We start from the raw sequence: 25060 nt of genomic DNA, 5'->3' as shown, positions 1-25060 counted from the left end.
TTTTTAATTGGATAATTAGAAAATTCGGCAATTATGTAATTGTTTTATGCACTTGCTGCAATGATAAGATAGGCAATAAGTGATATGCTCAATACAAACAGCATCATAGTAATAAAGGTAAGCATTGCAGTTGAATATTGATACTTTCCCTTTTTTAATAATTTGACTGTGTGACTATAACGCAGATAGGCCAGTAAAATAGTCATAGCTCCAGCAATCAATAAACCGATTCCTAAATAAATAGTAAAATTGCTATTTGGCGGTATAGTTTCGGCAAGATATTTTGCAGGAAGCTGTTTTAGAAATAATGAAAATTTTACTGCGACAAATCCGAAAACCATTATTCCAATTCCTGTACGAAGCCATGCCAACAAAGTTCTTTCGTTTGACAAGTATTCGTTCATAATTTCCTGATCATTCTTTGGCGACATAGTTGTTATGGAGTTTTTTAGTATTCAAAATTTCTGTATGGAGGACAGTTATATTTATCATCTTCGTTATCTAAATTATAACTGTTATAAGGATTTGTATCATCATAAGAAGAATAGGGCGTATTGTCCTCAGCCAAATTTAGTCCGCTTTCTATGATTTCATAGCAATTCTCTGAATGATCACATTGATTGCGATAATGAGTATCGTGGTTTTGTCCCGAAGTAAACTCTTCATCCATTGCTTCGTTTTCATGTGCTGTATCTATATGATCTGGTTTACTGCATTTAAAATCATTTAATCTTGCAGTTTTTCTGTTGTCGGTTTCTGTTCTCATGGCTGCTATTTTAAATTAGTAAATACTTTTCTTAAAAGGTACATACAAATTTGAAAATTAGATGCTTGAAAAAATTATAAGATTCAAATTGATTTTTACATGATTTGATTATGCAATAAATTTAACTTAATTCTTATTTTGTAATAATGAAATATAATTCTGTAAACCAATTGCTTATGTGTTTTGCAACTTTGTATATATAAATAATTTAAAAAATTATACATTATGGAAACTTCAAGAAAAGATTCGAAATCTGGAATGAAAGATTCTGGAAAAACTCAAAAATCAACATCTGGTTCTAGAGGAAAAAGCACTACTACAAAATCAACTGATTCAAAAGGTAGAGCTGGACATTAATTTTTTAGTTCATTAAATGACTAAATAATAAAAGCGTGCTGTTTATTTATAGACAGCACGCTTTTAAATTTTATTGTGAATGGGAATTACTTTAAAACTTCTTGAATTGTTTTTACAAATGTTTCTACAGGTTGAGCGCCAGAAACCGCATATTTTCGATCAAATACAAAGAAAGGAACACCTTGAACGCCAATTTCACCTGCTTCTTTAATGTCTGATTGAATTTCTTCTAAAAATAAATCTTCACTCTCTAAAACTTCCCTAATTTCATTTTCTTCTAAACCAGCTTCAATTCCTAATTTGATTAGGGTTTGACCGTTATTTAAATCCTCTCCGTCAGTGAAATAAGCTTTAAAGAAAATCTCTTCCATTCTGTCGCCTATATTTTTGGTTTTTGCCAATTGAATAATTCTGTGGGCATTTAAAGAATTTGAAATAACTGCTTTATCAAAATTATAATCTAAGCCAACACTTTTAGCGCGTTCTGCAACGCCATTGTGCATTTCTTTAGATTGTTCAATCGACATACCTTTTCTTTCTGCTAAATACGTATAAACGTCCACATCAGGCTGAGATGTGATTGTTGGATCCAGCTGAAAGCTTTTCCATTCAATTTCAAAATTATCATTGGGAAATACAGCAAGTGCAGTTTCCAATTGTCTTTTTCCGATATAACAAAACGGACACATGATGTCCGACCAAATTTCTATTTTCATATTGCAAAGATACGGAAAATTGTTTGTTTCATGTTTTAGGTTTCATGTTGAGATGATTTGTGTTTTTTTTACCGCAAAGTGCGCTAAGATTACGCAAAGGTCACAAAGTTTTTTTTAAGCTGAATGAGATAATCTCGCAAAGTCGCGGAGTCGCAAAGTTTTTACATAAAGCTTAGCGAACCTAGTACAAATCTTAGCGACCTGTGCGGTTAAACTATACATCTAGTATATCAACTTGAAACTTGAAACAAAAACTAATCTCAAATAAAAAACCGCAACTCTTTATGGGAATTGCGGTTTCTAGGTATAAAAAATGGTTGGTTAATAGCGATATCTTTTTTTTTACAATGATATATCTTTTATTTAAAACTAAAAAATATCCCTGTAACAGAAAGAAACTTTAATGTTAACTATTTAACATTACAGGCATTACAAGCATAGTAACTGTTTCTCCTTCTTCTAAACCATCAACTGGAGTTAAAATACCAGCTCTGTTTGGTAATGACATTTCAAGCATAATCATGTCAGATTGAAGGTTAGTCAGCATCTCTGTCAGGAAACGTGAGTTAAAACCAATTTGCAAGTCATCTCCTTGATAATCACAAGTCAATCTTTCTTCTGCTTTGTTTGAGTAATCGATGTCTTCTGCTGATACATTCAATTCTGCTCCAGCAATTTTTAAACGAATTTGGTGTGTAGTTTTGTTAGAGAAAATCGCAACACGTTTAACTGAACTTAAGAATAAAGAACGGTCAATCATTAATTTGTTCGGATTTTCTTTAGGAATTACCGCTTCGTAGTTCGGGTATTTTCCATCAATTAAACGACACATTAAGATATAGTTGTCAAATGAGAAAGTCGCATTTGAATCGTTGTATTCAATTTTCACTTCAGCATCAGAAGTTCCTAAAATACTTTTCAAAATATTTAAAGGTTTTTTAGGCATAATAAAATCCGCAACTTGAGATGCTTTTACATCTGTACGGGCATATTTTACCAATTTATGAGCATCTGTAGCTACGAAAATTAATCCTTCTGGCGAGAACTGGAAGAAAACTCCAGACATTACTGGACGTAAGTCATCGTTTCCAGCTGCAAAAATAGTTTTGCTTACTGCAGTTGCTAAAACTTCTGCAGGAACAAGCGTTACAGATGGATCTTCAAGACTTACTGCTTTAGGAAATTCTTCTCCTGCTGCGTAAGCCAATGCATACTTACCTGAATTTGAGCTAATCTCTACTGTATTGTTGTCTTCAACAGTAAAAGTTAACGGCTGTTCTGGGAAAGTTTTTAAAATTTCAAGTAAAAGTTTAGCTGGTACAGCTACACTTCCTTTACTTGTAGAATCGATCGATAATGTAGCCGACATTGTTGTTTCAAGATCAGAAGCCGAAACGGTCAACTCATTATTGTTTAGTTCAAACAAAAAGTTGTCTAAAATTGGCAACGTATTGTTGCTATTGATTACACTACCTAAAACTTGTAATTGTTTTAATAAGTACGAACTCGATACTATAAATTTCATCTGTTTTATTTTATTTTTTGATGGATGCTTTAGCAAATAAAGGGCTAAATATACGGATTACAAATATATCTTAAACTATCCAAAGTATTACATTTTTTTATTAACATCTATTTGTTGTATTTTCTTTTTCTTACAAAAGTAAATACTAGTCCAAAAACTGTTAAAATTAGAATTGGTACTCCGATAGTTATGACTTGAGTCTGAGTATAGCTTTCATAAACTTTTTCTTTGTCCAATAGAGGCAGTTCAACATCTTTGCTTCTAATGTTAATAAGTCCTGTATCATCAAGAAGATAATTGATGCAATTCATGATGAAGTCTTTATTGTCGTATAAATTTCCAGTTCTTTGGTCGTAACCTAATTCCACTGGCATCATGTTCTTGTCCAATTGGTTTTTTGCAATATCCCCGTCAGCAATAACAATCATTTTGTTCGGCTTTCCTTTTGCTGCAAAGGAATTGTCTTTGAATGGCAAAACTCGATTTTCAAAAGCAGAATGGAAAGAGCCTTCTAATAAAACGGCAAGATTCTGATTTCCTTTATTCAAATAATCTTGAGGAGTAGATTTCTCGGTTACCATATTCAGATTAATTTCTGCTGGTGTTCCGATAGTTTTGGAATATTGAGAAGACTGTAATAAAACTGTTTTCTTGATTCCGTTTTTCAACGTGTCAATAGGATTCGCAAAATCAAATTTGATTCCACCTAGATTTTTTACAATTGGATGCTGGCTTTTTGGGTAAACCTGTGGAGCAAATTTCCAAATAAAATCTTGATATTGAGTTGCGCTCCCTTGTTCGCCAGTTGCCAATTTTATTGGGCTTCCATATTCATCTTTTATCAAATCAGGATTAATTCTGAATCCGTATTTGAAGAACATGTCGTTTAGATTTAAATCTCTCGGATAAGCTAAAGTTGCACCTGCATCATTGTACAAACTGTCCATGTCGGCTGCTACTTGATCAATTAGCCAAATGGTTTTTCCGCCATTCATAATAAACTGATCCAGAACTTCTTTTTCTTCATCAGAGAATTTTTCTGTTGGTTTAGAAATAATGGCTAAATCATATTTTTTCAACGCATTTAAAGTTCCGTTTGGATCTTTTGCAACAGAATCTAAAGTGAATGGCCCGATAAAATAACTCTCGCGAATCTGCATCAGCATTTTAGCGATGTGAATTTCGTTCAATTCACCATTTCCTTTTATGATGGCAACTTTTTTCTGTTTGTTTTTAGTTACTTTATTGATGGCGTCAGCAATAGAATATTCCAAATGCTGAATAGAACCAATTACTTTTTGTGTGGTAGAAGATCCCATTATATTTTTCAATAATGGAATATTAACTTCTTTATTATTGTAAACTGCAACTGCCCACGGAAAAACCATTGCTTGAGATTGTTTTCCTTTATCATCTACAGTAATATTTACAGGAGTTAATCCTTTCTGGAAAAGTGATTTTGTCAGTTCTTCGCTTTCGTCTTCATTTTCTAACGGATCAACAAATTCGAAAACAATATTGTTGTTATAGGCCTGAAATTCTTCTAATAATTGTTTGGTTTCCTGCTGTAAACGTCTAAAATCGGCTGGAAGATCTCCGGCCATATAAATCTTTATAGAAAGCGGATTTTGAACTTGTTTTATAATGCCCAACGAAGTTGGAGATAATGTATAACGTTTGTCTTTCGTTAAATCAAAACGATGGAAAAATAGAGTTCCAAGTACATTTAAAACTACTAAAATAAAAATAGTAATACCTAATGTTTTTAAATTTTGCTTTATAGATGGTTTCATTAGGCTTTATAAGATTTTAATTGGTAAACAGTAAAAGACAAAAATGCAATGGCAATGCTTAAAAAGTAAATAATGTCGCGAGTATCAATTACACCACGACTCATACTTTTAAAATGATTTTGCATTCCTAAAACCGAAATGAAATTGTTTGAACCTGGAATTAGTGAACTCAGACCTTCAAAGCCAAAATAAAAGAAAAAGCAAAGAAAAACGGCCACAATAAAAGCTACAATCTGATTTTCTGAAAGGGTAGAAGTAAAGATTCCGATTGCTGAATAAGAAGCAATTAAAAACAACAACCCGAAATAAGAACCAATTGTGTTGCCCATGTCGATATTGCCTTCTGGCGAACCTAAATCTGAAATTACTTTTACGTAAATTAACGTTGGAATAATCGCTAGAATAATCAGCAAAAATGAGCCGAAAAATTTACCGTTTACAATTTCCCAGATTGACAAAGGTTTTGTTAGAAGCAATTCTAAAGTGCCTTGTTTTTTTTCGTCAGAGAAACTTCTCATGGTTACGGCTGGAATTAAGAATATTAAAATCCAAGGCGCCAATGTGAAAAACGGAGTTAAGTCAGCATAACCTGTATTTAGGATATTATAGTCTCCTTCGAATACCCATAAAAACAGTCCGTTGCTGATTAAGAAAACAGCGATGACCAAATAGCCAATTGGAGAGCCAAAAAAGGATTTTATTTCTCGTAAAATAATTGATTTCATTTGTGTTTTTTGTTTTTATTGTTTCAGGTTTCAAGTTTCAAGTTTCAAGTTTCATGTCCGTTGGGTTAACTTGAAATCTGAAACTTGAAACGAAATTTTAATTTAAGCTCACCAATTTATCAACGCTCCACGCTTCTGGTTTTGCATTGAATAGTTTTTTTGTAAAATCCCAAACCGTATTAAAAAGTTCAGAATTTCTGTAATTTTCTAAATCTTCTTCAGTTTCCCAATAACTGTAAGTGAAAAAGATGCATTTGTCATTTTTATCCTGATACAATTCTAAAAAACGATTTCCTTCTGCATTTCGTATTTTTTCTTTCACCGATTCAAAATTATCTAGAAAATCAGGAATTTTTTCTTCGTGAAAACTCATTTTTACTATTCGAACAAACATGTTTGTAATTTTAGATTTCTGATTTTAGATTTTAGATTATAAATCTGCTTACAGGTGCGCAAAAGTACCAAAATTGATCGTAATAAAATGAAATTCCAATTTTGAAATTCTAAATTCCACTAAAAATTTAAATTTTAATTATTTAAGACACTTTTTACTTGATTATAATTGAGTTTGTCTTTAAAAAAAGTAAAAGGAGGTCTGCCATTTGGCTGAGTGTTAACGAGTATTTTTTCTTTTGTAATTCTTATTATAGTCACGGTTTGACTTTCATAGCTGTAAGAACTATTAGTTCTAAGTTGAATAACTCCATCACTCCAATTTGTTAATATCCAACCATTTTTCTCTAATAGTTTTCCTATTTCAAGAGTAGATAAGTCCTTTTTAAAAAGTAATTCTCTGAATTTTCTTTCGCTTTCTATTCTGTAGATTATATATATAAATGAAATAATCCCAGCTCCAATTAGATTTAATTCAACATTATTATCAGTAGATTTACCCAACCCTGCATAAATCATTATAAAAGGAAAAAACATAATAAAGTATTTGCCAAGGTAATCTAAGTTTGTAATTGGCCATTTTAAATTTTCGATTATGTATTTTTTAGTTTTCGAAGTCATTTGTAGTTTAACTAAGAAAACTTAATCGTAATCACATCACGATAATTCAATCCCAATAAACTATTTGCAGAGCCAACTTTAGAAGGATTACTTCTAAAAATAGCAATTTCAAGAAATCCCGCTTCATTAAAAATGGCTAGTTTTTCTCCTTCATAGGTTTTAATCGGATATTTGTCAGAAGTAGCAATAGCCGAATAATTTGGAAGAATTGTTTTGATACTCTTTGGTTTCATCACAATTTCATACGGACGCCCGCGTGAAATTTCTAAGAATTGTTTTTTAGAAATATTGGTTACAACGTTTCCAAAATGATCAATATAAATGATGTTTCCTTTTATAGAATTTCCGTCATCAGCAACAAGAGCCTGCAATTCGGTAGCTTCTTTAATAGATGAAATTTCTTTTCCGATAACATTCAATAAACCGCCTCTAGATAAGTGAGAAGCAACTTGAATAAAGATATCTAGATCTGTCGCTTCAATGGGGAAACGATCGTGAATATTGATTGCCACAATTTTCTGCGGAACAATTTTCTGTGTAAGCATGCTCAAGATTCCATTATCGGCACAAATAAAGTAATGATCGTTCCATTGCATGGCGATATGCTGGTTTTCTTTATTACGCTCGATATCGACACCAATTAAGTGCACAGTTCCTTTTGGGAAACTCATATAAGCTGCACCAATAATATAACTTGCTTCGGCAGTATTAAAGGGATCAATGTCATGAGAAATGTCAATGATTTGAACCTCTGGATTTTCAGAAAGTATTTTACCCTTCAGCGACCCCACAAAGTGATCTTTTAAGCCGTAGTCTGTAGTAAGGGTAATTATTGACATATTTTTGTTTATAACTATTGATAGTATTTAAATCTAATTTTCATTAAATTTGAGAAATGCAAAGCTAATAATAGTAAACACAAATTGAAAGAAAGAAAAGACAAATTATGATTTTTAAAGTATTTGCAAGTTACAATATTCAGAAACAAAGTTTTAAGATTATTTGGATAAACTGAGACTGCGACTGAACACTGCGACTAATAAAAAAGACCCGACAGCCACTAAATATTAAAAGGAATTATTTTAATTTAAAACAACTTCATTTGAACGAAAGAATAATCGAGCTAGTAGATATTGCACCAAAAGAATTTTGGGGCGCGCAGGACAGCCATTTAGAAATTATTAAAAAGTATTACCCAAAGCTTAAAATCGTAGCGCGAGGGACAACTTTAAAAGCATTTGGCGAAAAAGAAGTTTTAGACGAATTCGAAAAAAGATTTCAAAGATTAATGCTTCACTTTACACGTTACAACAATATTGACGATAACGTAATTGAGCGCGTAATAATGAGTGATGGTCAGGATGAAAAGAGAGCTTACGATCATGATAAAATTTTAGTTCACGGTGTTGGCGGTAAAATTGTAAAAGCAATGACACCAAATCAGCAATTGCTGGTTGATACCGTAAAAAAGAACGATATGGTTTTTGCAGTTGGTCCAGCTGGAACTGGTAAAACGTATACAGGAGTCGCTATGGCGGTAAAAATGCTGAAGGACAAAGAAGTAAAAAGAATTATTTTGACGCGTCCAGCAGTAGAAGCGGGCGAAAATCTAGGTTTCTTGCCTGGAGATATGAAGGAAAAACTTGATCCTTACATGCAACCGCTTTATGATGCCTTGCGAGATATGATTCCAAACGAAAAGTTGGAAGATTATATTCTGAAAGGAATTATCCAGATTGCACCTCTAGCTTTCATGCGCGGACGAACTCTTGACAATGCTTTTGTAATTCTTGACGAGGCTCAGAATACCACACATTCACAAATGAAAATGTTTTTGACCCGTATGGGGAAAAATGCCAAATTCATGATTACTGGTGATCCAGGTCAAGTCGATTTGCCGAGAAGAACAATTTCTGGTCTTAAAGAAGCGCTTTTGGTTCTAAAAGACATTGAAGGCATCGGAATTATTTATCTAGATGATAAAGATATTGTTCGCCACAGATTGGTTAAAAAGGTAATTGATGCCTACAAGCAAATAGAAAACCACGATTAAGTTTAATTTAGTCAAATGTTAAATGTAAAACGTGAATTGTGTTTTAACATTTATTAATATTCGTTTTGTATGTTTTCTTTAGAAAAATGCAAAACGAATATTTTTTTGACTGCTATATAATTAAGAATCAATGAAAGTACGAGTTTTAGGCGTTTTAATTTTGATTTGTTTTTTTTCATGCAAAAAAGCAGAGATACCTGTAAATAAATTTGTTGGAATTTGGCACGATACAGAATACATTGTCCCAGGTAAGCATTTGTTAAAAATAAATAAAGACAGCACTTTTTCTTATAAAGGAGCAGGGTGCGACTGGAGAGTAATTTCCAAAGGAAAATGGAAGATAGTAGGGGATTCTATTGAATTAAACAGTACGAGCAGCGATACATGTTATAGAATGTTTCCATATACAAGATGTATAAAATTTGGGGAAACTAGAACAAAAGACACGTTGACTATTCCAAATTGTAATCCTAAACAAAATGCCGACTTTTTAATTTTTTCAAAAGAAAGATTCTATCTCAAAAAAGATTCTTTAGTTTATGAATTTAAAGCTAGTTCTAATTGTTCGGGATATGACACGTTAAAAAGAGTTTATGCACGTACTAAGAAAATTAGAAAAAATTATTATTATAATGAACCACCTAGATGATTTCTACCTAAACCAAGAAGAACCCATAAAAGGGATATTTTTGGCATTAAAAGAAATCATTCTTAAGCAAGACACAAGTATTACAAACAGTTTTAAATATGGAATGCCGTTTTTCTCTTATAAAGGAAAAATGTTCTGCTATTTATGGATGCATAAAAAACTCCAACAGCCTTATATCGGAATTGTAGAAGGAAAACATTTTGAGGAAGCTTTTTTGATTCAAGAAAATCGCTCAAGAATGAAAATTATGATGTTTGATGTTCATGAAGATTTGCCCTTGGAACAGATTGAAGCGATAATTCAAAAGGCTATAAATTTATATAAAACTGGAATTGTTAAGATTTAAACTGATTATATAGCAATATTTAACCGAATAGTTAAATAAATAATAAACTTCCCTCAATTTTGGCTTTCAAAGCGTCTATTCTTTGTCTAAACGAGCTTAAAACCGTAATTTTGCATATCATCGAATTTTACAATTAATATGACAAAACTTAAAAATATAAAAGTTGTAGTAAGTGACCTTGACGGAACTTTACTTAACCCACAACATACTATTTCAGATTACACTAAATCAATCTTTCAAGAACTTCATAATCAAGGATATCTTATTGTTGTAGCTACAGGTCGTCATCACTTAGATGCAATGGCAATTATTGATAAATTAGAAGTGCCAGTTTATTTGGTAAGCTCAAACGGAGCTAGAATTCATTCACCAAACAAAGAACAGCTTTTTGCTTTTAATTTAGACAGTGATGTTGTTAAGGCTGCTTTGAACGTTGAAATTGATCCAGAAATCACGGTAGTTTTATTTAAAGAAAATGTTTGGCAGACCAATAAATGGAATGAAAAACTGAATTCTTTTCAAACAGAATTAAAATATCGTCCCGAACTGGTAGATTATAAGAATTTAGAAGATTTTGGAGCAATTAAGATTTTCTTCTCTTGCAGCGACCACGAAAAATTAGTCAAATTAAAAGATGCCATTTTAGCAAATTCTTCAGAACATTTGCATCATGCTTTTAGCCTCCCAACTTGTTTAGAATTTATGGACAAATCTATAGATAAAGCAGTTGCAATTGAGCAAGTGTTAGAAAGGGAAGGATTTACATTATCAGAAGCGGTTTCTTTTGGTGATGGATTTAACGATGTGCAAATGTTATCTTCATCCGGAAAAGGATTAATTATGGGAAATGCTCCATCAATTTTAAAAGAAACATTGCCAGATTTAGAAGTAATTGAAACAAATGCCGAAGATGGCGTTGCAAGGTATATTGCCAGAAAAATTTTGAATAAAGAATTTGCAGCAATTTAATTGCGAGTATTTTATATTCAGACTATTGCTGGATACTAAATAATAGTTATTTTTATAAGAGCTAATTCACAGTGAGTTAGCTCTTGTTTTTTTTTAATTTAACTATTTGACCATGAAAAATTTTTTACTACAAGCTGAACGGAATTTGATTTCGGGAGCATTGGTGTTATTGCCACTTTTAGTTTTTTTTATTTTATTGGGAAAAGTCTGGAAGTTTTTTCAGAATTATGGAGAAAAATTTGCGCACTTCCTGCGTTTGGATTTGATATTAGGAAAATACGCTACCGATATCGTGGGCGGAATGATTTTGGTGGTTTTAATTTATTTAAGCGGCTTTTTGATGCGTTTATCTATTTTAAAAAGATTTACGAATTGGGTAGACGAGAAGCTGATGATTTTTTTGCCCGGTTATGAAAAAAATAAAAAAGAGGCAGAAGAAAAACTTTTGAAAAGAAATCATGAGCCTAAACCTGTTACAGATTTGCCTATTTTGTTTAAAAATGGAGATTTTTGGCAACCAGCTCATTTAATTGAAGAAGATGAAAATGGTTCAGCTGTAATTTTTATTCCAAATGCACCAGCTAAGGATCAAGGACAAATTTTAATCGTCAAATCGACCGATTTTAAAAAACTTTCAGACACGACACTTGGAAGTCTTGATGCATCAATAAAATCTTTTGGTAAAGGAATTTTGAGTTTTAAATAATTCACTAAAATTGAAGTAATATTTTCTTTGTTTGCTCTGCCAAATAGTTTTAAATTTGCCTTCATAAAAAACAACACAACTAGATAATGAGTAATACAATCACAACTACAAATTTTAATTTCCCGAACCAAAAATCAGTTTACCGCGGAAAAGTTAGAGAAGTTTATAATATTAACGACGAACTTTTAGTAATGGTAGCTACCGATAGGCTTTCGGCTTTTGATGTAGTTTTGCCAAAAGGAATTCCATACAAAGGACAAATCTTGAATCAGATTGCAACAAAATTTATGGAATTGACACAAGATATTGTTCCAAACTGGCTGATTGCTACTCCAGATCCAAACGTTGCTGTTGGACATTTATGCGAACCTTTTAAAGTAGAAATGGTTATACGTGGTTATTTGTCTGGCCACGCAGCTCGTGAATATGCAGCAGGAAGAAAACAAATCTGTGGTGTTACTATGGCTGAAGGTTTAAAAGAAAACGACAAATTTCCAGAGCCAATTATTACACCAACTACAAAGGCAGACAACGGTTCTCATGATGAAGATATTTCTCGCGAGGATATTTTGGCAAAAGGAATTGTTTCGGAAGAAGATTATTTAGTTTTAGAAAAATATACTAGAGCTTTATTTCAAAGAGGAACTGAAATCGCTGCTAAACGCGGATTGATTTTAGTAGACACGAAATATGAGTTCGGAAAAACAAAAGATGGTGTTATTGTTTTAATTGACGAAATTCATACACCAGATTCTTCTCGTTATTTCTACGCTGACGGATATGCTGAAAGACAAGAAAAAGGAGAGGAGCAAAAACAATTATCTAAAGAATTTGTGCGTCGTTGGTTAATTGAAAATGGTTTTCAAGGGCAAGAAGGACAGCAGATACCAAATATGACAGACGAATATATTGAATCTGTTTCTGAAAGATATATCGAATTGTTTGAAAATATCTTAGGAGAAAAATTTGTAAAAGCGGATATTGATAATATTGACCAGCGTATTGAGAAAAACGTGTTAGAATACCTTTCTTCAAAATAACATTTTCGCGCTTAAACGAGCATTTAAGCTTTAAAGTATATAAAATGCCTTACTTGTAATAGTGAGGCATTTTTTGTTTGATAAAAATTCAAAAATTAAAATTTATTAAAAGGCGCGATTCAATTATTTTGACCACGCTTTTTTTATTGTTTAAAAAAAAATGCATTTTTTTTTCATTTTCGATGCAACGTTTTATACCTAATGTGCGTCTAACAAATAATCATCACAATCATTAATCACTAAACAAGCAATCAATCATGAAAAAAACAGTAATCGTTTTAGGAATGGCTTTGGCATTATTTGCAAATTTTGCAACAGCTTCTAACTTGAAGTTAGAAAATAGAAATCAAATTGAAATTCCTTTTGATTTATCCTCACCTTTGCATTTGGCGGTATGCAACGGAGATCTTGAAACCGTAAAGAAAAGCATTGAATACGGCGCAGATGTAAATAAAATTGTTCGTAATATGACACCTTTGATGCTCGCTGCTCGTTATAACCATGTTGAAATTGTAAAAATTTTGTTGGCAAATGGGGCTAAACCGTCAATAGAAAACGCTCACGGACTAAGAGCGTTGGATTATGCTAGATACGCAAAATCAACTGAGTCTGCAGAGATTTTGAAAGGGCTTAGGTAAAATTTTAATAGTTTTAAAAAAAAGGAAAGCGTCATCTTTTAGAAGAATGATGCTTTTTTTATTTCTTTTTTTCAAAAATGTGAAACCTAGTTTCTTCTTTGGTCGTCTAAAGTATAAAATGTTTCATCATCAATCATTAAAAAAGAACAATCATTATGAAAAAAGCAATAATTATTTTAGGAGCAGTTTTCATTTTTACAAATGAATCAAAAGGGGCAAACTATCAGTTGTGTATTAAAGATCAAATTGAATTTTTAATTTATTCAAATTCTCCATTTCATCTTGCTATAAGTAAAGGTGATGTTGAAAGTGTAAAAAAATTTATAATGTATGGTGCGGATGTCAATAAAATTGTAAATAATATGACACCTTTAATGGTGGCGGCGCGATTTAATCAAGTTGAAATTATAAAAATTTTGATTGAAAAAGGAGCGGATCTTTCAATTGAAAATGAAAAAGGTCTTACTGCTTTGCAGTTTGCAGAATTTGGAAAATCAATTGAGTCCATTGTTATTTTGAAAGAGAAGAAAGCTAAAAACAATAAAAGACGTAAATAATAAACAAGGCAATTCAATCAATTGAATTGCCTTGTTTAATCTATAGCATTTATTCCATCTTATCTTTTAAATTTTCTAAACCTTTCTGCAAATCATTTCCAATCATTTGATCCATTCGCAAAATGGGAAGAATAATATTTGTTGGATACGGAATTGCTCCACTGATTCCCCATTTTACTTTTGTCTGATTCTCAGAAATAGGTTCTGTTGACATAAAACCGACAGCAGTATCTTGCACTGGTTTGTTAAAACGCAGTACAAAGTCTAAACGTCTGTTTTCTATTATTTTTGTAATTTCCTGTTCGCCATCACCAACTTCTTTAACACTACTCTCCCAAGAAGAAACTGAACCTACCATTCCATCAATTCCTCTATAATGGACTTTCATTTTTGGATCTATATTAGCCCATATGCTAAACTCGTTTTGATTTCTTAGTGAACGAATATATTTAAAAATACTATCAGTAGGTTTATTTATAATTACCTCTCTTTCAATTAAGTATTCTCTAGGCATAAAATAGGCGACTATCAAAACAATAGATATAAATAGAATTAAAACGACTAGTGTTCTTTTGATAAAAATCATGATTCTTGATTTAATATGGTTCTTTTAAATATTATTTTCTCTTAGAAGTATTGATTTTATTGACACATAAAATTATAACGCTATGTTTTTGATTTTAAAGGCTATAATAAATTTAAAAAAATTAAACCAAGTATTCTACTAACTTTTATTTTTAAAACAGAAAAAAATAAGATTTGTTGTAACATTTTTTCTTTTTAGTAGTCTATTATAGTAAAATCAATAATTTGATAACAGTTGGGGTCTTTAATTATTGCTTTATTAAGTGAATGTTAAGAATTAGTTAAAACATAGTACTTTGTAATGCATAATACATTAAAATATTTTACCTTTACATCATCAAATTAAAATCATCATCAATCATTTAACAAACATCAATCATTATGAAAAAATCAGTAATTTATTTAGGACTAGCCTTAGTAACATTTGGAAATGTGGCAATGGCTTCAAATGAAATTTCAACTGCTAAAAATCCAGTTGAACTTAAAAGTTATGTAGGAACTCCATTAAATGTTGCTATTAGCAAAGGAGACCTTGAAACTGTTAAAAAATTTATCGAATACGGTTCAGATGTAAACCAAATATCAGAAGATTTTACACCTTTAATGATCGCTGCACTTTACAATAAACATGAAATCATTAGGGTTTTATTGGCGAATGGAGCAAAACCTAATATTAAAAATGAAAAAGGTTATACAGCATTAAAATATGCGCAAGCGTCAAATGCTTCAGAATCAATTGAGCTTTTGAAAGATTTGAAATAACAGTTTAAGAGTTTTGAGTTAGTTAAAAGACCTTTCTGAGCAAAAGGTCTTTTTTTTGCTTTATATTGAACTCAAATATAAACAAAAAAGCATCATTACGAGAATGATGCTTCTTCTTTTTTAAATCCCAACAAATTGATTTAAAACTAAATATTATAATTGTTTATTCTATTGGCACATGTTTTTTTCTGTTGAATATCCAGAATAAAATTGGAAATACTAATAGTGTTAAAACAGTTGCTGTCATAAGTCCGCCAATAATTACAATGGCAAGCGGTTTTTGCGATTCGGATCCAATTCCTGTAGAAACTGCGGCCGGCATTAATCCAATAGAAGCCATTAATGCTGTCATCACTACGGCTCTGGTTCGAGCTTTTACTCCCCTAAAAATGGACTCTTCAAGAGAATATTTGACTTTCAGATTATGATGAAATTCAGATATTAGAATTACTCCGTTTTGAATACAAATTCCAAGAAGCGCTATAAATCCAACTCCAGCAGAAATTCCAAAATTCATTCCTGTAACATGCAACGCAATAATTCCTCCAATAATCGCAAATGGAACGTTAGCTAAAACAAGTAGGGAATCTTTGAAATTACCAAAAAGAATAAATAATAGCACAAAAATTCCAATTAAACTGATTGGTACAACTTGCGCCAGACGTGCACTTGCACGAACTTGGTTTTCAAATTCTCCTGTCCATCCAGTTGTATAACCAGTAGGAAGCTTAAGTTGATTTACTTTTTGTTGTGCTTCGGCAATGGTGCTTCCTAAATCTCGATCACGAACAGAAAATTTTACTCCAATAAAACGTTTGGTATTGTCTCTATAAATAAACGCAGGACCTGTAATAGTTTTAATATCACAAATTTCCTTTAAAGGAATCTTGATTCCGCTGATGGTTGGAACTTTAATTTCTTCCAAATCTTTTTCGTCTTTTCTATATTCTTTAGAAAAACGAACTCGGACATCAAATTTCTTTTCATCTTCATATTTTTCAGTTGCTGTTTTTCCTCCAAAAGCCAATTCTAAAACTGCTTGAGCGTCACTTAAAGTTACTCCGTAAGCAGCCATTTTTTCACGATCTAGAATTACGCTGATTTCAGGCTGGCCAACATTTCTTAGAATACCAACATCTTTTATACCTGGAATATTTTTAATTTGTGCTAAAACTTCATTTGCAAGCTGATCTAGTTTGTTCAAATCATCCCCATAAATTTTAACGGCATTAGAAGCCTTGAATCCTGCTACAGATTCAGCAACATTATCAATTACAGGTTGCGAATAATTATAGGTAATTCCTTGATGAACTTTGAGTTTATTATCCATTTCATTAATCAGATCATCCATCGAAATTTTACGTTTCCATTCTGCTTTTGGCAATAAGTCAACCTGAAGCTGAATAAATCCAAACCCATTCGGATCGGTTCCATCGTTACTTCTTCCAGTCTGAGAAAGAACTTTTTTAACTTCTGGGAAACTTTCCAAGTCTTTTCTAATCATTGCTGCCGTTTTAACACTTTCAGGGAGAGAGGTACTCATTGGCAATTCTGCTGTTACCCATAAAGCTCCCTCGTTTAATTGCGGTAAAAACTCAGTTCCTAAGAAACCTGCTGAGAAGAAAACAGCTGCTAACAATCCTAATGATGCAATTAAAGTTTGTACTTTATGCTTGAATGTCCATTGAAAACCTTTGCCTACTATTCGATCCCAAAAATTCACAAACGGATTGTGTTTTTCCTTCACATTTTTATTTAGTAAAATATGAGAAAGAACAGGAACCAAAGTCAAGGTAAAAATAAGTGCTCCCAGCAAAGCAAAACCTAATGTAAAGGCTAGGGGAGAGAACATTTTTCCTTCTACTTTCTGGAAAGAGAAAATGGGAAGCAAAGCCGTAATAATAATCAGTTTTGAGAAAAAAATAGCCTTGCCCATTTCTGTTCCCGTTTTTTTAATCAAGCTTCCTTTTGCAATTTTATTAAATTTCTCCATTCCCAGCTGATGGGCTCGATGGTCTAGAACAACAAATAAACCTTCAACCATTACTACAGCTCCGTCAATAATAATTCCGAAATCGACTGCACCTAAACTTAATAAGTTGGCGCTCATTCCCATCATTTTAAGACATAAAAAGGCAAATAATAAAGAAAGTGGAATGACAATAGAAACGGTAAAAGTAGTTCTCCAATCGGCCATAAAAAGGAATACTACAACAGTAACAAGGATAATACCTTCGAACAAGTTATGCATTACTGTTTCGGTCGTAAAATTCATCAAATTATCACGATCGTAAAATGTTTCAATTTTAATATCTTTTGGCAAAACATTATCATTAAGATCTTTGATTTTGGCTTTTATTAAGGCAAGTGTTTCCTGCGGATTTTCACCTTTTCGCATTACTACAATTCCTTCAACAGCGTCGTCATTATTTCCAATACCTGTTTGTCCAACTCTTGGCATTGAACTTTCGTAAACGTCAGCTAAGTTTTTAACCAAGATTGGATTTCCTGCTGCGTCATCTACGATAATATTTCCAATATCTTCTTTTGATTTTAATAAACCGACACCGCGAACAACAAATGCTTGCCCGTTCTTTTCAATAACATCACCACCAACGTTTAAGTTTCCAGCATTTACGGCATTGTAAACCTGTAAAGGGGTAATGTTGTATTTTGCCAATTTGATAGGATCAACTCCTACTTCATAAGTTTTAGTTTGACCTCCAAAAACATTTAAATCGGCAACGCCAGGCAGAGAACGCAATTGTTTGTCTATAACCCAGTTTTGGTAAGTCAATAATTCTCTACTGTCTCTGCTATCGCTTTTTACAATATATCTGAAAATTTCACCTGTTGGGCCGTATGGGGGCTGTACGTCTGGTTCTACATCATCAGGAAGAGAAACATTTTTTAATAAATTATTTACCTGAAAACGAGCAAAAGTATCGTCTACACCATCGTCAAAAATAATTTTAATAACAGATAGACCAAACATAGTAATGCTTCGCACACTTGTTTTTTTCTGCACAGAGTTCATAGCAATCTCAATTGGAGACGTCACAAAACGTTCTACTTCTTCAGCGCTTTTTCCATTCCATTGTGTAATAATAATAATCTGCGTATTGGTAACATCTGGAAATGCATCAATAGGCATATTTTTGAATGAAATAAATCCAGCAACAGCCAATAATCCAACCCAAAAGAAGGTAAATGCTTTATTCTTTAGCGAAAAAGCAATAATATTTTTTATGAATTTGTTCATGTCTTAATTATTTAAAGCACCATAAATAAATAGCTGATTGTTTGTTATTACTTTTTCATTTTCCTTTAAACCACTTGAAAGATAGGTGGTATCTCCAACCACTCTGTAAACTTCTACTTGTCTGGTTTCAATATTATTTCGGTCTTTAAATACCACAACGAAGTTTTTACTTCTATCAAAAACAATCGCTTTACTAGGCACGGCTATCATAGATTGATTTTCATTAAAAGACAGTTTGATATTAGCATTCATATCGGGTTTAAGCATGTAATCTGGATTATTAAGCTTAATTCTAGCCTGCATGGCTTTCGTTTCTGGATCAATAACATTATAAATTTTATCTACTTTTCCATAAAACGTTTTATCTGGATAACTCAAAGTGGTTACTGCAGCATTGGTTCCTAATTTTACTTTATTGATATCAATTTCATTAATATTCGCCATTGCCCAAACTTCGCTGATTTCTGCAATGTCAAATATATTTTCAGAACGATCATTTCTCAAAAGCATATCCTGATTGATGCTTTTTTGAATAATAAAACCGCTTATCGGAGCTGTTACTTCGTAAATTGAACCAGCTTTAATATTATAAATTTTATAGGTTTCCTGAATTTTGCTTAATTGTGACTGCGCTTTATTTACTTCCGATTTTGCCTGTAGAACGTCGCTTTCAGAATTCAATTTTCCATCAAATAATTCTTGTGCTACTTTCAAGTTATTTTTAGCGACAAGCAAATCGCTTTTAGCATCAATGGATTGTTTTTCAAAATCGGCTACATCGGTACTTTTTATGGTTGCCAATACTTGTCCTTTTTTTACATAATCACCAAGTTCAACATTTACTTTCATTACGTTTCCACCAACTAATGGATAAACATCAATCATTTTATTATTGTCAGCAGTAATTTTACCGTAAAAACTAAGTTCGTTTTTTAATAGCTGAGTTTTAGCTTCAGCAGTTGTAGTACTTTTAAGCATAGCATCACTCAAAACAAAAGAGCTATTTGTCTCAGGATTTTCAACTTCTTTTTTGCAGCTCGTAAGAGATAAGCCTGCTAGTGCGATTCCGATGAATAATATATGTTTCATTTCTGTAATTTTTTAAAATAAATCTTTGTTGATGGTGCTGTTTAATTCTTCGCCTGCAATCACTACTTTTTTCTTTAATTCATTTAACTGAATTATAGCCTGATTGTAACTTTCCATAAAATCGGTAAATTCTAAAAGGCTTACGTTTCGTTTTTGAAAGTTGGTAAGCATTCCGTTATAAACTGCTTCAAAATCTGAATTTACAGTTGGCTTTATAACGGTATAATTTTGTCTAGATTCATCCCATTTGGTCCATGCTGACGTGATTTCTGTTTTGAGTTGCAGCTCGAAGTTTTGTTTTTCAATTTTAGATTGCTCCAAAATTGTTTTTGCATACTTAATATTTCCTTTATTTTGATTCCAAAGTGGTAAAGGAATTCCAACAGTTAAATTGGCTTCATTATTAAAAGCACCGCTTCGCTGATCATAATTTGCTCCAAGCGTAATATCTGGAACTGAAAGTGATTTTTGTAATTTTACATTCAGCTCATTAGCATCGATTTCTTTTTGTTTTGCTAAGTAATCAGGTCTATTTGCTATGGCTTGTTCTTCAAAATTTTTAAGATCAAAAGCTATAACTTTTAGATATTTATCAGAATCATCTTTGCTTACAACTGGAACTACATTTTCAGTTTCGTTTAATAGCAATTTTAAATTAGCCTGTTCTTCTATGTTGTTATTAATTACCTCCAATCTTTCGTTTTTGAAATTAAGATAGAGTGATTGTAGACGAACAACGTCTTTTAGAGGAATATTTCCTTTTTGAGCTTGAATCGAATAAGAATTAATTAAATTTTCGATATGAGCTAGTTGCTTATCGGTATTGTCAAGATTTTTAGTGTTGTAATATACAGTGAAAAAACTTTTACGCAATTGCAGTTTTAAAGTCCTAAGCAAATCGTTAAACTGAAGCTCTGCCAGTTTTTCATTAGTTTGCGCTAATTTAACCTCATTGCGTTTTTTACCGCCAAGATAGATTAGTTGCTCTATTGCAAAAACTTTCTGACCATCTTTGCCAATATCAAAAAATTTGTCTCGTTCAGGATTGTAGGCATTCAACTCTGCTGAGAGCGTGGGATTGTCCCAAATACGAGCCTGAATGGTAAGTGCTTTTGAGGCATCAAGATTATATTGAGATGCCAGTAAAAATAGATTCTTTTTTAAAAATTGACTTTCACAGTCTTGGAGAGTAAGTGATTTTTGTGCTATTGCAGCTTGATTTAAAAGTGCAAATAACAGCAATGCGAATAACTTTTTCATTGTATCATCTTTAAGTTGTACAAATATGCTATCAACAGGCTTTAAGAGAGCTTAAAATCTACCTTAAAAATAGCTTAAAATTGTTTACAAATTAAAAAATAACTGAAATAAATTCGTGTTAATATTTGAAGCAGAGTAAGTTATGTTTGCTTTGTGCAGGATTAGGATGCGTTGCACAATTCTTAAGCCAAGTCCAAAACCAGAAGTTCCTTTCGAATTTCGGCCACGCATAAAAGGCTGAAAAAGATTTTTTTGTTCTTCTTCATTTAAGGTTTCCCCTGTGTTGGATACAGAAATGATAAGATGTCGATGATCGGAGCTTATATTTACTTTTGCCTGCTTATTATCTGAATAAACACAAGCATTCTTTAAAATATTGGTTAAAGCTATCTCTAAAAGATTTCTATTTCCTTTTACTTCTAAAGCAGTATCAAGATCATCACTTTCTTCCATTTCAAAAAGAATAACGAAATCAGGGAAAGTTTTATTTATTTTTTCGATAGAAGAAAATAAAATTTCATCTATTCTCTGCACTTCACGATAATCTGCTTTTCTGTTATCAATTTTAGAAAGGATAAGTAGAGAATTGATTAATTCACTTAAATGATTGACATCATCTAAAATCAAATTCAAAAATGACTTGTCTTTCGGCTGAAGTTCTGGGTCGGCCATAGCATTTTCTATCTGAGAAGTCATTCTAGAAAGCGGTGTTCTTAATTCATGCGATGCGTGAGCAGTAAATTCTTTTTGTTTTTGATACGAAAGTTCAATCCGATCCATCATGAAATTAAATTCATCTGCAATTAAATCGATTTCATTTTTAGTGCTTTGAGATTCAATTCTGGTATCGAGATTATTTTCGTTTATATTTTTTATTTTCTGATGAAAAGCATGAAGCGGATTTATAGCTTTTCTTACCATAAATGAAGTTAACAGCCAGCAAAGTGTTGTAAAAAAGATATACGAAATGACTAATGTATAACGTAAGAAAAGCAGTTTACGATTTCCGTAATCATCAGTAGCAGAAATTAAGGCATAAAAATCTTTGTCGTTCGTATCGTAGAAAACACCATAAACTTCATAATTACCCTGCTGCTTAAAAAAGGTCTTGTTTTTTTTAAGGTATTTTAAATCATCAACAGACCAGTTGATTTTAGCATCGTCAATACTACTGTAAATTAGTTTATAATTTGAATCAAATACCAAAGTTTTTTCGTCATACAATTTGTTGATTGAATTCTGATCTATTATTTTTAAAAGTTGATTATCAACCTGTTTTACATTAACTAATAACTTAATATTAGATAAAGCTTTGATTTCTAATCGATCTCGAAATTCTTCTTTTCGATAATTGGAATATAAAATGAATATCACCGTAGATGCCAATCCAAAAAGAATGGTAAACAGCAAGCTTACTAAAAGTGATATTCGATTTTTTAATGTCATTCCTGGTCGCTTAGATAATATCCGTAGCCTACTTTGGTTCTAAGAAGTTTTATTTCGTGGTCTTTATCAATTTTTTTCCTTAAAAAGTTAATATAAACCTCAATGGTATTCTGATTGGTTTCAATATGATAATCCCAAAGTTTCTCGGCTATAAATTGTTTAGAAAGTACTTTTCCTTTGGCATGCGCCAAAATCAGAATTAATTTGAATTCTTTCGGAGTAAGTTTAATTTCTTCACCCGCCCTAAAAACTTTCATATCTTCTTCAAAGATTTCTAAATCTTTAATGACGATTTTATTTTCTATTTGCTGAGGAACTTCTTTCCTTCTTAAAAGTGATTGTACGCGCGCGTATAATTCTTCAAAATGGAAAGGTTTTACAAGATAATCATCGGCACCATTATCAAAAGAAGACAATTTATCTTCAATTTCGCTAAAGGCAGTAAGCATTATAATAGGCGTTTTTTTATCAGTTTCCCGTATCCCTTTGCAAACGTCAATTCCATTTATTCCCGGAACGTTTATGTCTAGAATAATTAAATCATATTCGTACGGAAAGTATTTTTTCAAAAGCAAAGAACCATCATAATAAGGGACACACTCGAATTCTTTTGAAGTAAAGAATGCGGAGATTTCTTTTGATAAAGTAAAATCGTCTTCGAGCAGTAATATTTTCATGCTTGGTTTATAATTTGCAAATCCGATTCAATAACTCAAATCGGATTTACATTAAAGTATATTATTTAAAATAAGAAAAAGTCTCGTTGTTCTCAATTTTCAATAAAGCTTCATAAATAAGTTGAATTACATTTTCAACATCGTCTTTATGAACCATTTCTACAGTCGTGTGCATGTATCGTAACGGAAGAGAAATCAAAGCAGATGGCACACCGCCATTGCTATATGCAAAAGCATCGGTATCTGTACCCGTTGCGCGAGAAGTAGCATGTCTTTGAAATGGGATTTTATTTTCTTCAGCAGTTGCTACAATCAAATCACGTAATTTATTTTGAATAGCAGGAGAGTAGCCAATAACAGGGCCTTTTCCCATTTTTAGATCACCTTCTACCTTTTTATCAATCATTGGAGTAGTGGTGTCGTGACAAACATCAGTTACAATAGCAACATTTGGTTTTATACGATGTGCAATCATTTCAGCACCTCTCAGACCAATTTCTTCCTGAACAGAATTTACTATATATAAACCAAAAGGAAGTTTCTTTTTATTTTCATGTAATAAACGGGCAACTTCTGCAATCATAAAACCGCCCATTCTATTATCAATAGCACGACAAACAAACTTATTTTCGTTCAAAACCATAAATTCATCAGGATATGTAATCACACATCCCACGTGAACACCTAGCGCTTCGACTTGTTCTTTGTTTTCACAGCCTAAATCAATAAATATGTTACTCAGTTTCGGAATCTCTTCTTTGTCACGCAAACGAGTATGAATAGCAGGCCATCCAAAAACACCTTTTACAATTCCGTTTTTGGTATGAATATTAACTCTTTTTGAAGGGGCAATCTGATGGTCTGAACCTCCATTTCGTATTACATATATTAAGCCATCTTCTGTAATGTAGTTTACATACCATGAAATTTCATCTGCATGCCCTTCAATTACCACCTTATAAGGAGCATCGGGATTAATTACACCAACAGCAGTTCCATAAGTATCTGTAATAAATGAATCTACATAAGGTTTTAGATAATTCATCCAAAGTTTTTGCCCTTCACTTTCGTAGCCAGTAGGGGAAGCATTATTAAGGTAGCTTTCTAAAAAAGCTATAGAAGCATTGTTTAAGATAGAATTTGTGCTCATAAAAATATTTTTTCGCTAAAATATAAATTTGGTATTAGAGTTGTGTATAAATATATAATTTTACATTTAAATTATGATTCAATGAGACTAACCACCTTTTTATTTATACTACTAGTTTGTTTTTCTTCCAAAGCCCAAGTTACTCCAAAAGAGAATGAACAAATGGGATATATTATAACCGAAAAAGATTCTATCTTAAGTGATACTATTCAGCTGCCTGAAATAATTATTTCAAAAGGGCAGAAGATGAGTGCAGAAGAGATGAAACAATTTCAAATCCTTCAAAACAGAGTTTACAAGGTATATCCTTATGCAAAATTAGCTTCAGAAAGATTAACAGCTTTAAATAACGGAATGGCTCGCTTAAAAACAAGCCGAGAAAAAAAGAAGTATTTTAAAATTGTGGAAGACTATTTGAATAATGAATTTGAAGAAAGACTAAAAAAGCTATCTAGAAAGCAAGGACAGATTTTAGTAAAACTAATTCATCGTCAAACAGGAATTACCACTTATGAACTTATAAAAACGCTCAAAAGCGGATTTAAAGCTTTTGTATCTAATACGACAGCCAATTTATTTGATATAAGTTTGAAAGAAGAATACAAACCATACGACGTAAACGAAGACTATCTAATTGAAACAATCTTAGTGAGAGCTTTTGAATCAGGCCGATTGGTAAATCAGAAACCTGCTAATCCTGTTAATTATGAAGATTTATCAGAGAAGTGGCAGCAAAGAGCTAAAGAATTAAATAAGAAATAATTTTATACATATATATATATAGTATAGCAACCCGACAGTTTTCCAAAACCTGTCGGGTTTGTTTTTTTGGTGTACATATATAAGGAAAAAAAACTTGCTTGTCTTGCTGAGCGGAGCCGAAGCATTCAAAGTTTGGTAATTGTAATTTTATCATTTCATCTTTAATGTTTGTCAGGAGCTTTTTCCCGCTATGCGCTTCAATCTTTTGGGGCC

General features: G+C 32.0%; 28 protein-coding genes. 11 read left to right on the top strand and 17 right to left on the bottom strand.

Going from position 1 to position 25060, the window contains the following annotated elements; all coding sequences use genetic code 11:
• Positions 1–44 precede the first annotated feature (44 nt).
• Positions 45–431: a YidH family protein gene (locus tag NU08_RS20845; RefSeq protein ID WP_129748976.1), complete on the bottom strand. Its 387-nt coding sequence runs from the start codon at positions 429–431 to the stop codon at positions 45–47.
• Positions 432–448: 17 nt separating this feature from the next.
• The gene (locus NU08_RS20840; RefSeq protein WP_129748975.1) at positions 449–766 is read right to left on the bottom strand and encodes a hypothetical protein; all 318 of its coding nucleotides are present in this window, start codon (positions 764–766) and stop codon (positions 449–451) included.
• 225 nt (positions 767–991) lie between these two features.
• On the opposite strand from NU08_RS20840, the gene NU08_RS22560 reads away from it, so the two are divergent.
• Positions 992–1123 (top strand): hypothetical protein, encoded by a 132-nt coding sequence (locus tag NU08_RS22560; protein ID WP_255596598.1) that lies wholly within the window; start codon positions 992–994, stop codon positions 1121–1123.
• Positions 1124–1209: 86 nt separating this feature from the next.
• On the opposite strand, the gene NU08_RS20835 is transcribed toward NU08_RS22560, so the two are convergent.
• The 7 genes from NU08_RS20835 to NU08_RS20805 all read right to left on the bottom strand — a co-directional run bounded on the left by NU08_RS20835 (position 1210) and on the right by NU08_RS20805 (position 7735).
• Positions 1210–1839: a DsbA family protein gene (locus NU08_RS20835; RefSeq protein ID WP_129748974.1), complete on the bottom strand. Its 630-nt coding sequence runs from the start codon at positions 1837–1839 to the stop codon at positions 1210–1212.
• A 406-nt stretch (positions 1840–2245) separates the two neighbouring features.
• Positions 2246–3364, bottom strand: coding sequence for a DNA polymerase III subunit beta (gene dnaN, locus NU08_RS20830; protein ID WP_008469033.1), 1119 nt, complete (start codon positions 3362–3364; stop codon positions 2246–2248).
• 107 nt (positions 3365–3471) lie between these two features.
• Positions 3472–5157: a gliding motility-associated ABC transporter substrate-binding protein GldG gene (gldG, locus tag NU08_RS20825; RefSeq protein WP_129748973.1), complete on the bottom strand. Its 1686-nt coding sequence runs from the start codon at positions 5155–5157 to the stop codon at positions 3472–3474.
• Positions 5157–5882, bottom strand: coding sequence for a gliding motility-associated ABC transporter permease subunit GldF (gldF, locus tag NU08_RS20820; protein ID WP_129748972.1), 726 nt, complete (start codon positions 5880–5882; stop codon positions 5157–5159). The genes gldG and gldF overlap by 1 nt, the downstream gene beginning before the upstream one ends.
• Positions 5883–5979: 97 nt before the next feature.
• Positions 5980–6276, bottom strand: coding sequence for a putative quinol monooxygenase (locus tag NU08_RS20815; protein ID WP_129748971.1), 297 nt, complete (start codon positions 6274–6276; stop codon positions 5980–5982).
• A 134-nt stretch (positions 6277–6410) separates the two neighbouring features.
• Positions 6411–6896, bottom strand: coding sequence for a hypothetical protein (locus tag NU08_RS20810; protein ID WP_129748970.1), 486 nt, complete (start codon positions 6894–6896; stop codon positions 6411–6413).
• 11 nt (positions 6897–6907) lie between these two features.
• The gene (locus NU08_RS20805; protein WP_091498752.1) at positions 6908–7735 is read right to left on the bottom strand and encodes an S-adenosyl-l-methionine hydroxide adenosyltransferase family protein; all 828 of its coding nucleotides are present in this window, start codon (positions 7733–7735) and stop codon (positions 6908–6910) included.
• A gap of 263 nt (positions 7736–7998) precedes the next feature.
• Here NU08_RS20805 and NU08_RS20800 point away from each other — a divergent pair, with 263 nt between their 5' ends.
• From NU08_RS20800 to NU08_RS20765, 8 genes are all read left to right on the top strand, one after another.
• Entirely contained in the window at positions 7999–8949 is a 951-nt protein-coding gene (locus tag NU08_RS20800; RefSeq protein ID WP_008469028.1) for a PhoH family protein, read from the top strand.
• 130 nt (positions 8950–9079) lie between these two features.
• Positions 9080–9598: a hypothetical protein gene (locus NU08_RS20795; RefSeq protein ID WP_129748969.1), complete on the top strand. Its 519-nt coding sequence runs from the start codon at positions 9080–9082 to the stop codon at positions 9596–9598.
• Positions 9582–9944, top strand: coding sequence for a DUF1801 domain-containing protein (locus NU08_RS20790; protein ID WP_129748968.1), 363 nt, complete (start codon positions 9582–9584; stop codon positions 9942–9944). The genes NU08_RS20795 and NU08_RS20790 overlap by 17 nt, the downstream gene beginning before the upstream one ends.
• 138 nt (positions 9945–10082) lie before the next feature.
• Positions 10083–10913, top strand: coding sequence for a Cof-type HAD-IIB family hydrolase (locus NU08_RS20785; RefSeq protein ID WP_129748967.1), 831 nt, complete (start codon positions 10083–10085; stop codon positions 10911–10913).
• 112 nt (positions 10914–11025) lie between these two features.
• On the top strand, positions 11026–11619 hold the full coding sequence (locus NU08_RS20780) for a hypothetical protein (protein WP_129748966.1): 594 nt from the start codon (positions 11026–11028) through the stop codon (positions 11617–11619).
• Between the two features lie 86 nt (positions 11620–11705).
• Positions 11706–12659, top strand: coding sequence for a phosphoribosylaminoimidazolesuccinocarboxamide synthase (locus NU08_RS20775; protein ID WP_129748965.1), 954 nt, complete (start codon positions 11706–11708; stop codon positions 12657–12659).
• 257 nt (positions 12660–12916) lie between these two features.
• The gene (locus NU08_RS20770; protein ID WP_129748964.1) at positions 12917–13297 is read left to right on the top strand and encodes an ankyrin repeat domain-containing protein; all 381 of its coding nucleotides are present in this window, start codon (positions 12917–12919) and stop codon (positions 13295–13297) included.
• A gap of 155 nt (positions 13298–13452) precedes the next feature.
• A complete protein-coding gene (locus NU08_RS20765; RefSeq protein ID WP_129748963.1) occupies positions 13453–13854 on the top strand; it encodes an ankyrin repeat domain-containing protein in 402 nt (133 codons plus the stop codon).
• 49 nt (positions 13855–13903) lie between these two features.
• On the opposite strand, the gene NU08_RS20760 is transcribed toward NU08_RS20765, so the two are convergent.
• Positions 13904–14368 (bottom strand): SRPBCC family protein, encoded by a 465-nt coding sequence (locus NU08_RS20760; protein ID WP_242502617.1) that lies wholly within the window; start codon positions 14366–14368, stop codon positions 13904–13906.
• Positions 14369–14820: 452 nt separating this feature from the next.
• Here NU08_RS20760 and NU08_RS20755 point away from each other — a divergent pair, with 452 nt between their 5' ends.
• Positions 14821–15201: an ankyrin repeat domain-containing protein gene (locus NU08_RS20755; protein ID WP_129748961.1), complete on the top strand. Its 381-nt coding sequence runs from the start codon at positions 14821–14823 to the stop codon at positions 15199–15201.
• Positions 15202–15364: 163 nt separating this feature from the next.
• Here the strand turns inward: NU08_RS20755 and NU08_RS20750 are convergent, their stop codons facing one another.
• The 6 genes from NU08_RS20750 to NU08_RS20725 form a co-directional block, all read right to left on the bottom strand.
• A complete protein-coding gene (locus NU08_RS20750) occupies positions 15365–18463 on the bottom strand; it encodes an efflux RND transporter permease subunit (RefSeq protein WP_129748960.1) in 3099 nt (1032 codons plus the stop codon).
• Positions 18464–18466: 3 nt separating this feature from the next.
• The gene (locus tag NU08_RS20745) at positions 18467–19552 is read right to left on the bottom strand and encodes an efflux RND transporter periplasmic adaptor subunit (RefSeq protein WP_129748959.1); all 1086 of its coding nucleotides are present in this window, start codon (positions 19550–19552) and stop codon (positions 18467–18469) included.
• 12 nt (positions 19553–19564) lie between these two features.
• A complete protein-coding gene (locus NU08_RS20740) occupies positions 19565–20812 on the bottom strand; it encodes a TolC family protein (RefSeq protein WP_129748958.1) in 1248 nt (415 codons plus the stop codon).
• An 84-nt stretch (positions 20813–20896) separates the two neighbouring features.
• A complete protein-coding gene (locus tag NU08_RS20735; protein WP_129748957.1) occupies positions 20897–22258 on the bottom strand; it encodes an ATP-binding protein in 1362 nt (453 codons plus the stop codon).
• A complete protein-coding gene (locus NU08_RS20730; protein WP_129748956.1) occupies positions 22255–22935 on the bottom strand; it encodes a response regulator transcription factor in 681 nt (226 codons plus the stop codon). Before NU08_RS20730 ends, NU08_RS20735 begins: the two co-directional genes overlap by 4 nt.
• A 61-nt stretch (positions 22936–22996) precedes the next feature.
• The gene (locus tag NU08_RS20725; RefSeq protein ID WP_129748955.1) at positions 22997–24085 is read right to left on the bottom strand and encodes a M42 family metallopeptidase; all 1089 of its coding nucleotides are present in this window, start codon (positions 24083–24085) and stop codon (positions 22997–22999) included.
• A gap of 81 nt (positions 24086–24166) precedes the next feature.
• On the opposite strand from NU08_RS20725, the gene NU08_RS20720 reads away from it, so the two are divergent.
• Positions 24167–24847, top strand: coding sequence for a DUF4294 domain-containing protein (locus NU08_RS20720; protein WP_129748954.1), 681 nt, complete (start codon positions 24167–24169; stop codon positions 24845–24847).
• Here NU08_RS20720 and NU08_RS22460 read toward each other — a convergent pair.
• Positions 24825–25060: hypothetical protein (locus NU08_RS22460; RefSeq protein WP_207214086.1), on the bottom strand; the 236-nt coding region annotated here is incomplete at its 5' end. The genes NU08_RS20720 and NU08_RS22460 overlap by 23 nt on opposite strands.

Origin of the sequence: Flavobacterium anhuiense (assembly GCF_004151235.1) — a bacterium.
GTDB lineage: Bacteria > Bacteroidota > Bacteroidia > Flavobacteriales > Flavobacteriaceae > Flavobacterium > Flavobacterium anhuiense_A.
Note: the sequence above shows the minus strand (reverse complement) of the source record. Positions and strands in the feature narration are given on the sequence as shown.

Bases quoted from the DNA above. Each gene is read 5' to 3' on its own strand.
- NU08_RS20845 (WP_129748976.1), bottom strand. From the start codon at position 431: ATGTCGCCAAAGAATGATCAGGAAATTATGAACGAATACTTGTCAAAC.
- NU08_RS20840 (WP_129748975.1), bottom strand. From the start codon at position 766: ATGAGAACAGAAACCGACAACAGAAAAACTGCAAGATTAAATGATTTT.
- NU08_RS22560 (WP_255596598.1), top strand. From the start codon at position 992: ATGGAAACTTCAAGAAAAGATTCGAAATCTGGAATGAAAGATTCTGGA.
- NU08_RS20835 (WP_129748974.1), bottom strand. From the start codon at position 1,839: ATGAAAATAGAAATTTGGTCGGACATCATGTGTCCGTTTTGTTATATC.
- dnaN (WP_008469033.1), bottom strand. From the start codon at position 3,364: ATGAAATTTATAGTATCGAGTTCGTACTTATTAAAACAATTACAAGTT.
- gldG (WP_129748973.1), bottom strand. From the start codon at position 5,157: ATGAAACCATCTATAAAGCAAAATTTAAAAACATTAGGTATTACTATT.
- gldF (WP_129748972.1), bottom strand. From the start codon at position 5,882: ATGAAATCAATTATTTTACGAGAAATAAAATCCTTTTTTGGCTCTCCA.
- NU08_RS20815 (WP_129748971.1), bottom strand. From the start codon at position 6,276: ATGTTTGTTCGAATAGTAAAAATGAGTTTTCACGAAGAAAAAATTCCT.
- NU08_RS20810 (WP_129748970.1), bottom strand. From the start codon at position 6,896: ATGACTTCGAAAACTAAAAAATACATAATCGAAAATTTAAAATGGCCA.
- NU08_RS20805 (WP_091498752.1), bottom strand. From the start codon at position 7,735: ATGTCAATAATTACCCTTACTACAGACTACGGCTTAAAAGATCACTTT.
- NU08_RS20795 (WP_129748969.1), top strand. From the start codon at position 9,080: ATGAAAGTACGAGTTTTAGGCGTTTTAATTTTGATTTGTTTTTTTTCA.
- NU08_RS20790 (WP_129748968.1), top strand. From the start codon at position 9,582: ATGAACCACCTAGATGATTTCTACCTAAACCAAGAAGAACCCATAAAA.
- NU08_RS20785 (WP_129748967.1), top strand. From the start codon at position 10,083: ATGACAAAACTTAAAAATATAAAAGTTGTAGTAAGTGACCTTGACGGA.
- NU08_RS20780 (WP_129748966.1), top strand. From the start codon at position 11,026: ATGAAAAATTTTTTACTACAAGCTGAACGGAATTTGATTTCGGGAGCA.
- NU08_RS20775 (WP_129748965.1), top strand. From the start codon at position 11,706: ATGAGTAATACAATCACAACTACAAATTTTAATTTCCCGAACCAAAAA.
- NU08_RS20770 (WP_129748964.1), top strand. From the start codon at position 12,917: ATGAAAAAAACAGTAATCGTTTTAGGAATGGCTTTGGCATTATTTGCA.
- NU08_RS20765 (WP_129748963.1), top strand. From the start codon at position 13,453: ATGAAAAAAGCAATAATTATTTTAGGAGCAGTTTTCATTTTTACAAAT.
- NU08_RS20760 (WP_242502617.1), bottom strand. From the start codon at position 14,368: ATGCCTAGAGAATACTTAATTGAAAGAGAGGTAATTATAAATAAACCT.
- NU08_RS20755 (WP_129748961.1), top strand. From the start codon at position 14,821: ATGAAAAAATCAGTAATTTATTTAGGACTAGCCTTAGTAACATTTGGA.
- NU08_RS20750 (WP_129748960.1), bottom strand. From the start codon at position 18,463: ATGAACAAATTCATAAAAAATATTATTGCTTTTTCGCTAAAGAATAAA.
- NU08_RS20745 (WP_129748959.1), bottom strand. From the start codon at position 19,552: ATGAAACATATATTATTCATCGGAATCGCACTAGCAGGCTTATCTCTT.
- NU08_RS20740 (WP_129748958.1), bottom strand. From the start codon at position 20,812: ATGAAAAAGTTATTCGCATTGCTGTTATTTGCACTTTTAAATCAAGCT.
- NU08_RS20735 (WP_129748957.1), bottom strand. From the start codon at position 22,258: ATGACATTAAAAAATCGAATATCACTTTTAGTAAGCTTGCTGTTTACC.
- NU08_RS20730 (WP_129748956.1), bottom strand. From the start codon at position 22,935: ATGAAAATATTACTGCTCGAAGACGATTTTACTTTATCAAAAGAAATC.
- NU08_RS20725 (WP_129748955.1), bottom strand. From the start codon at position 24,085: ATGAGCACAAATTCTATCTTAAACAATGCTTCTATAGCTTTTTTAGAA.
- NU08_RS20720 (WP_129748954.1), top strand. From the start codon at position 24,167: ATGAGACTAACCACCTTTTTATTTATACTACTAGTTTGTTTTTCTTCC.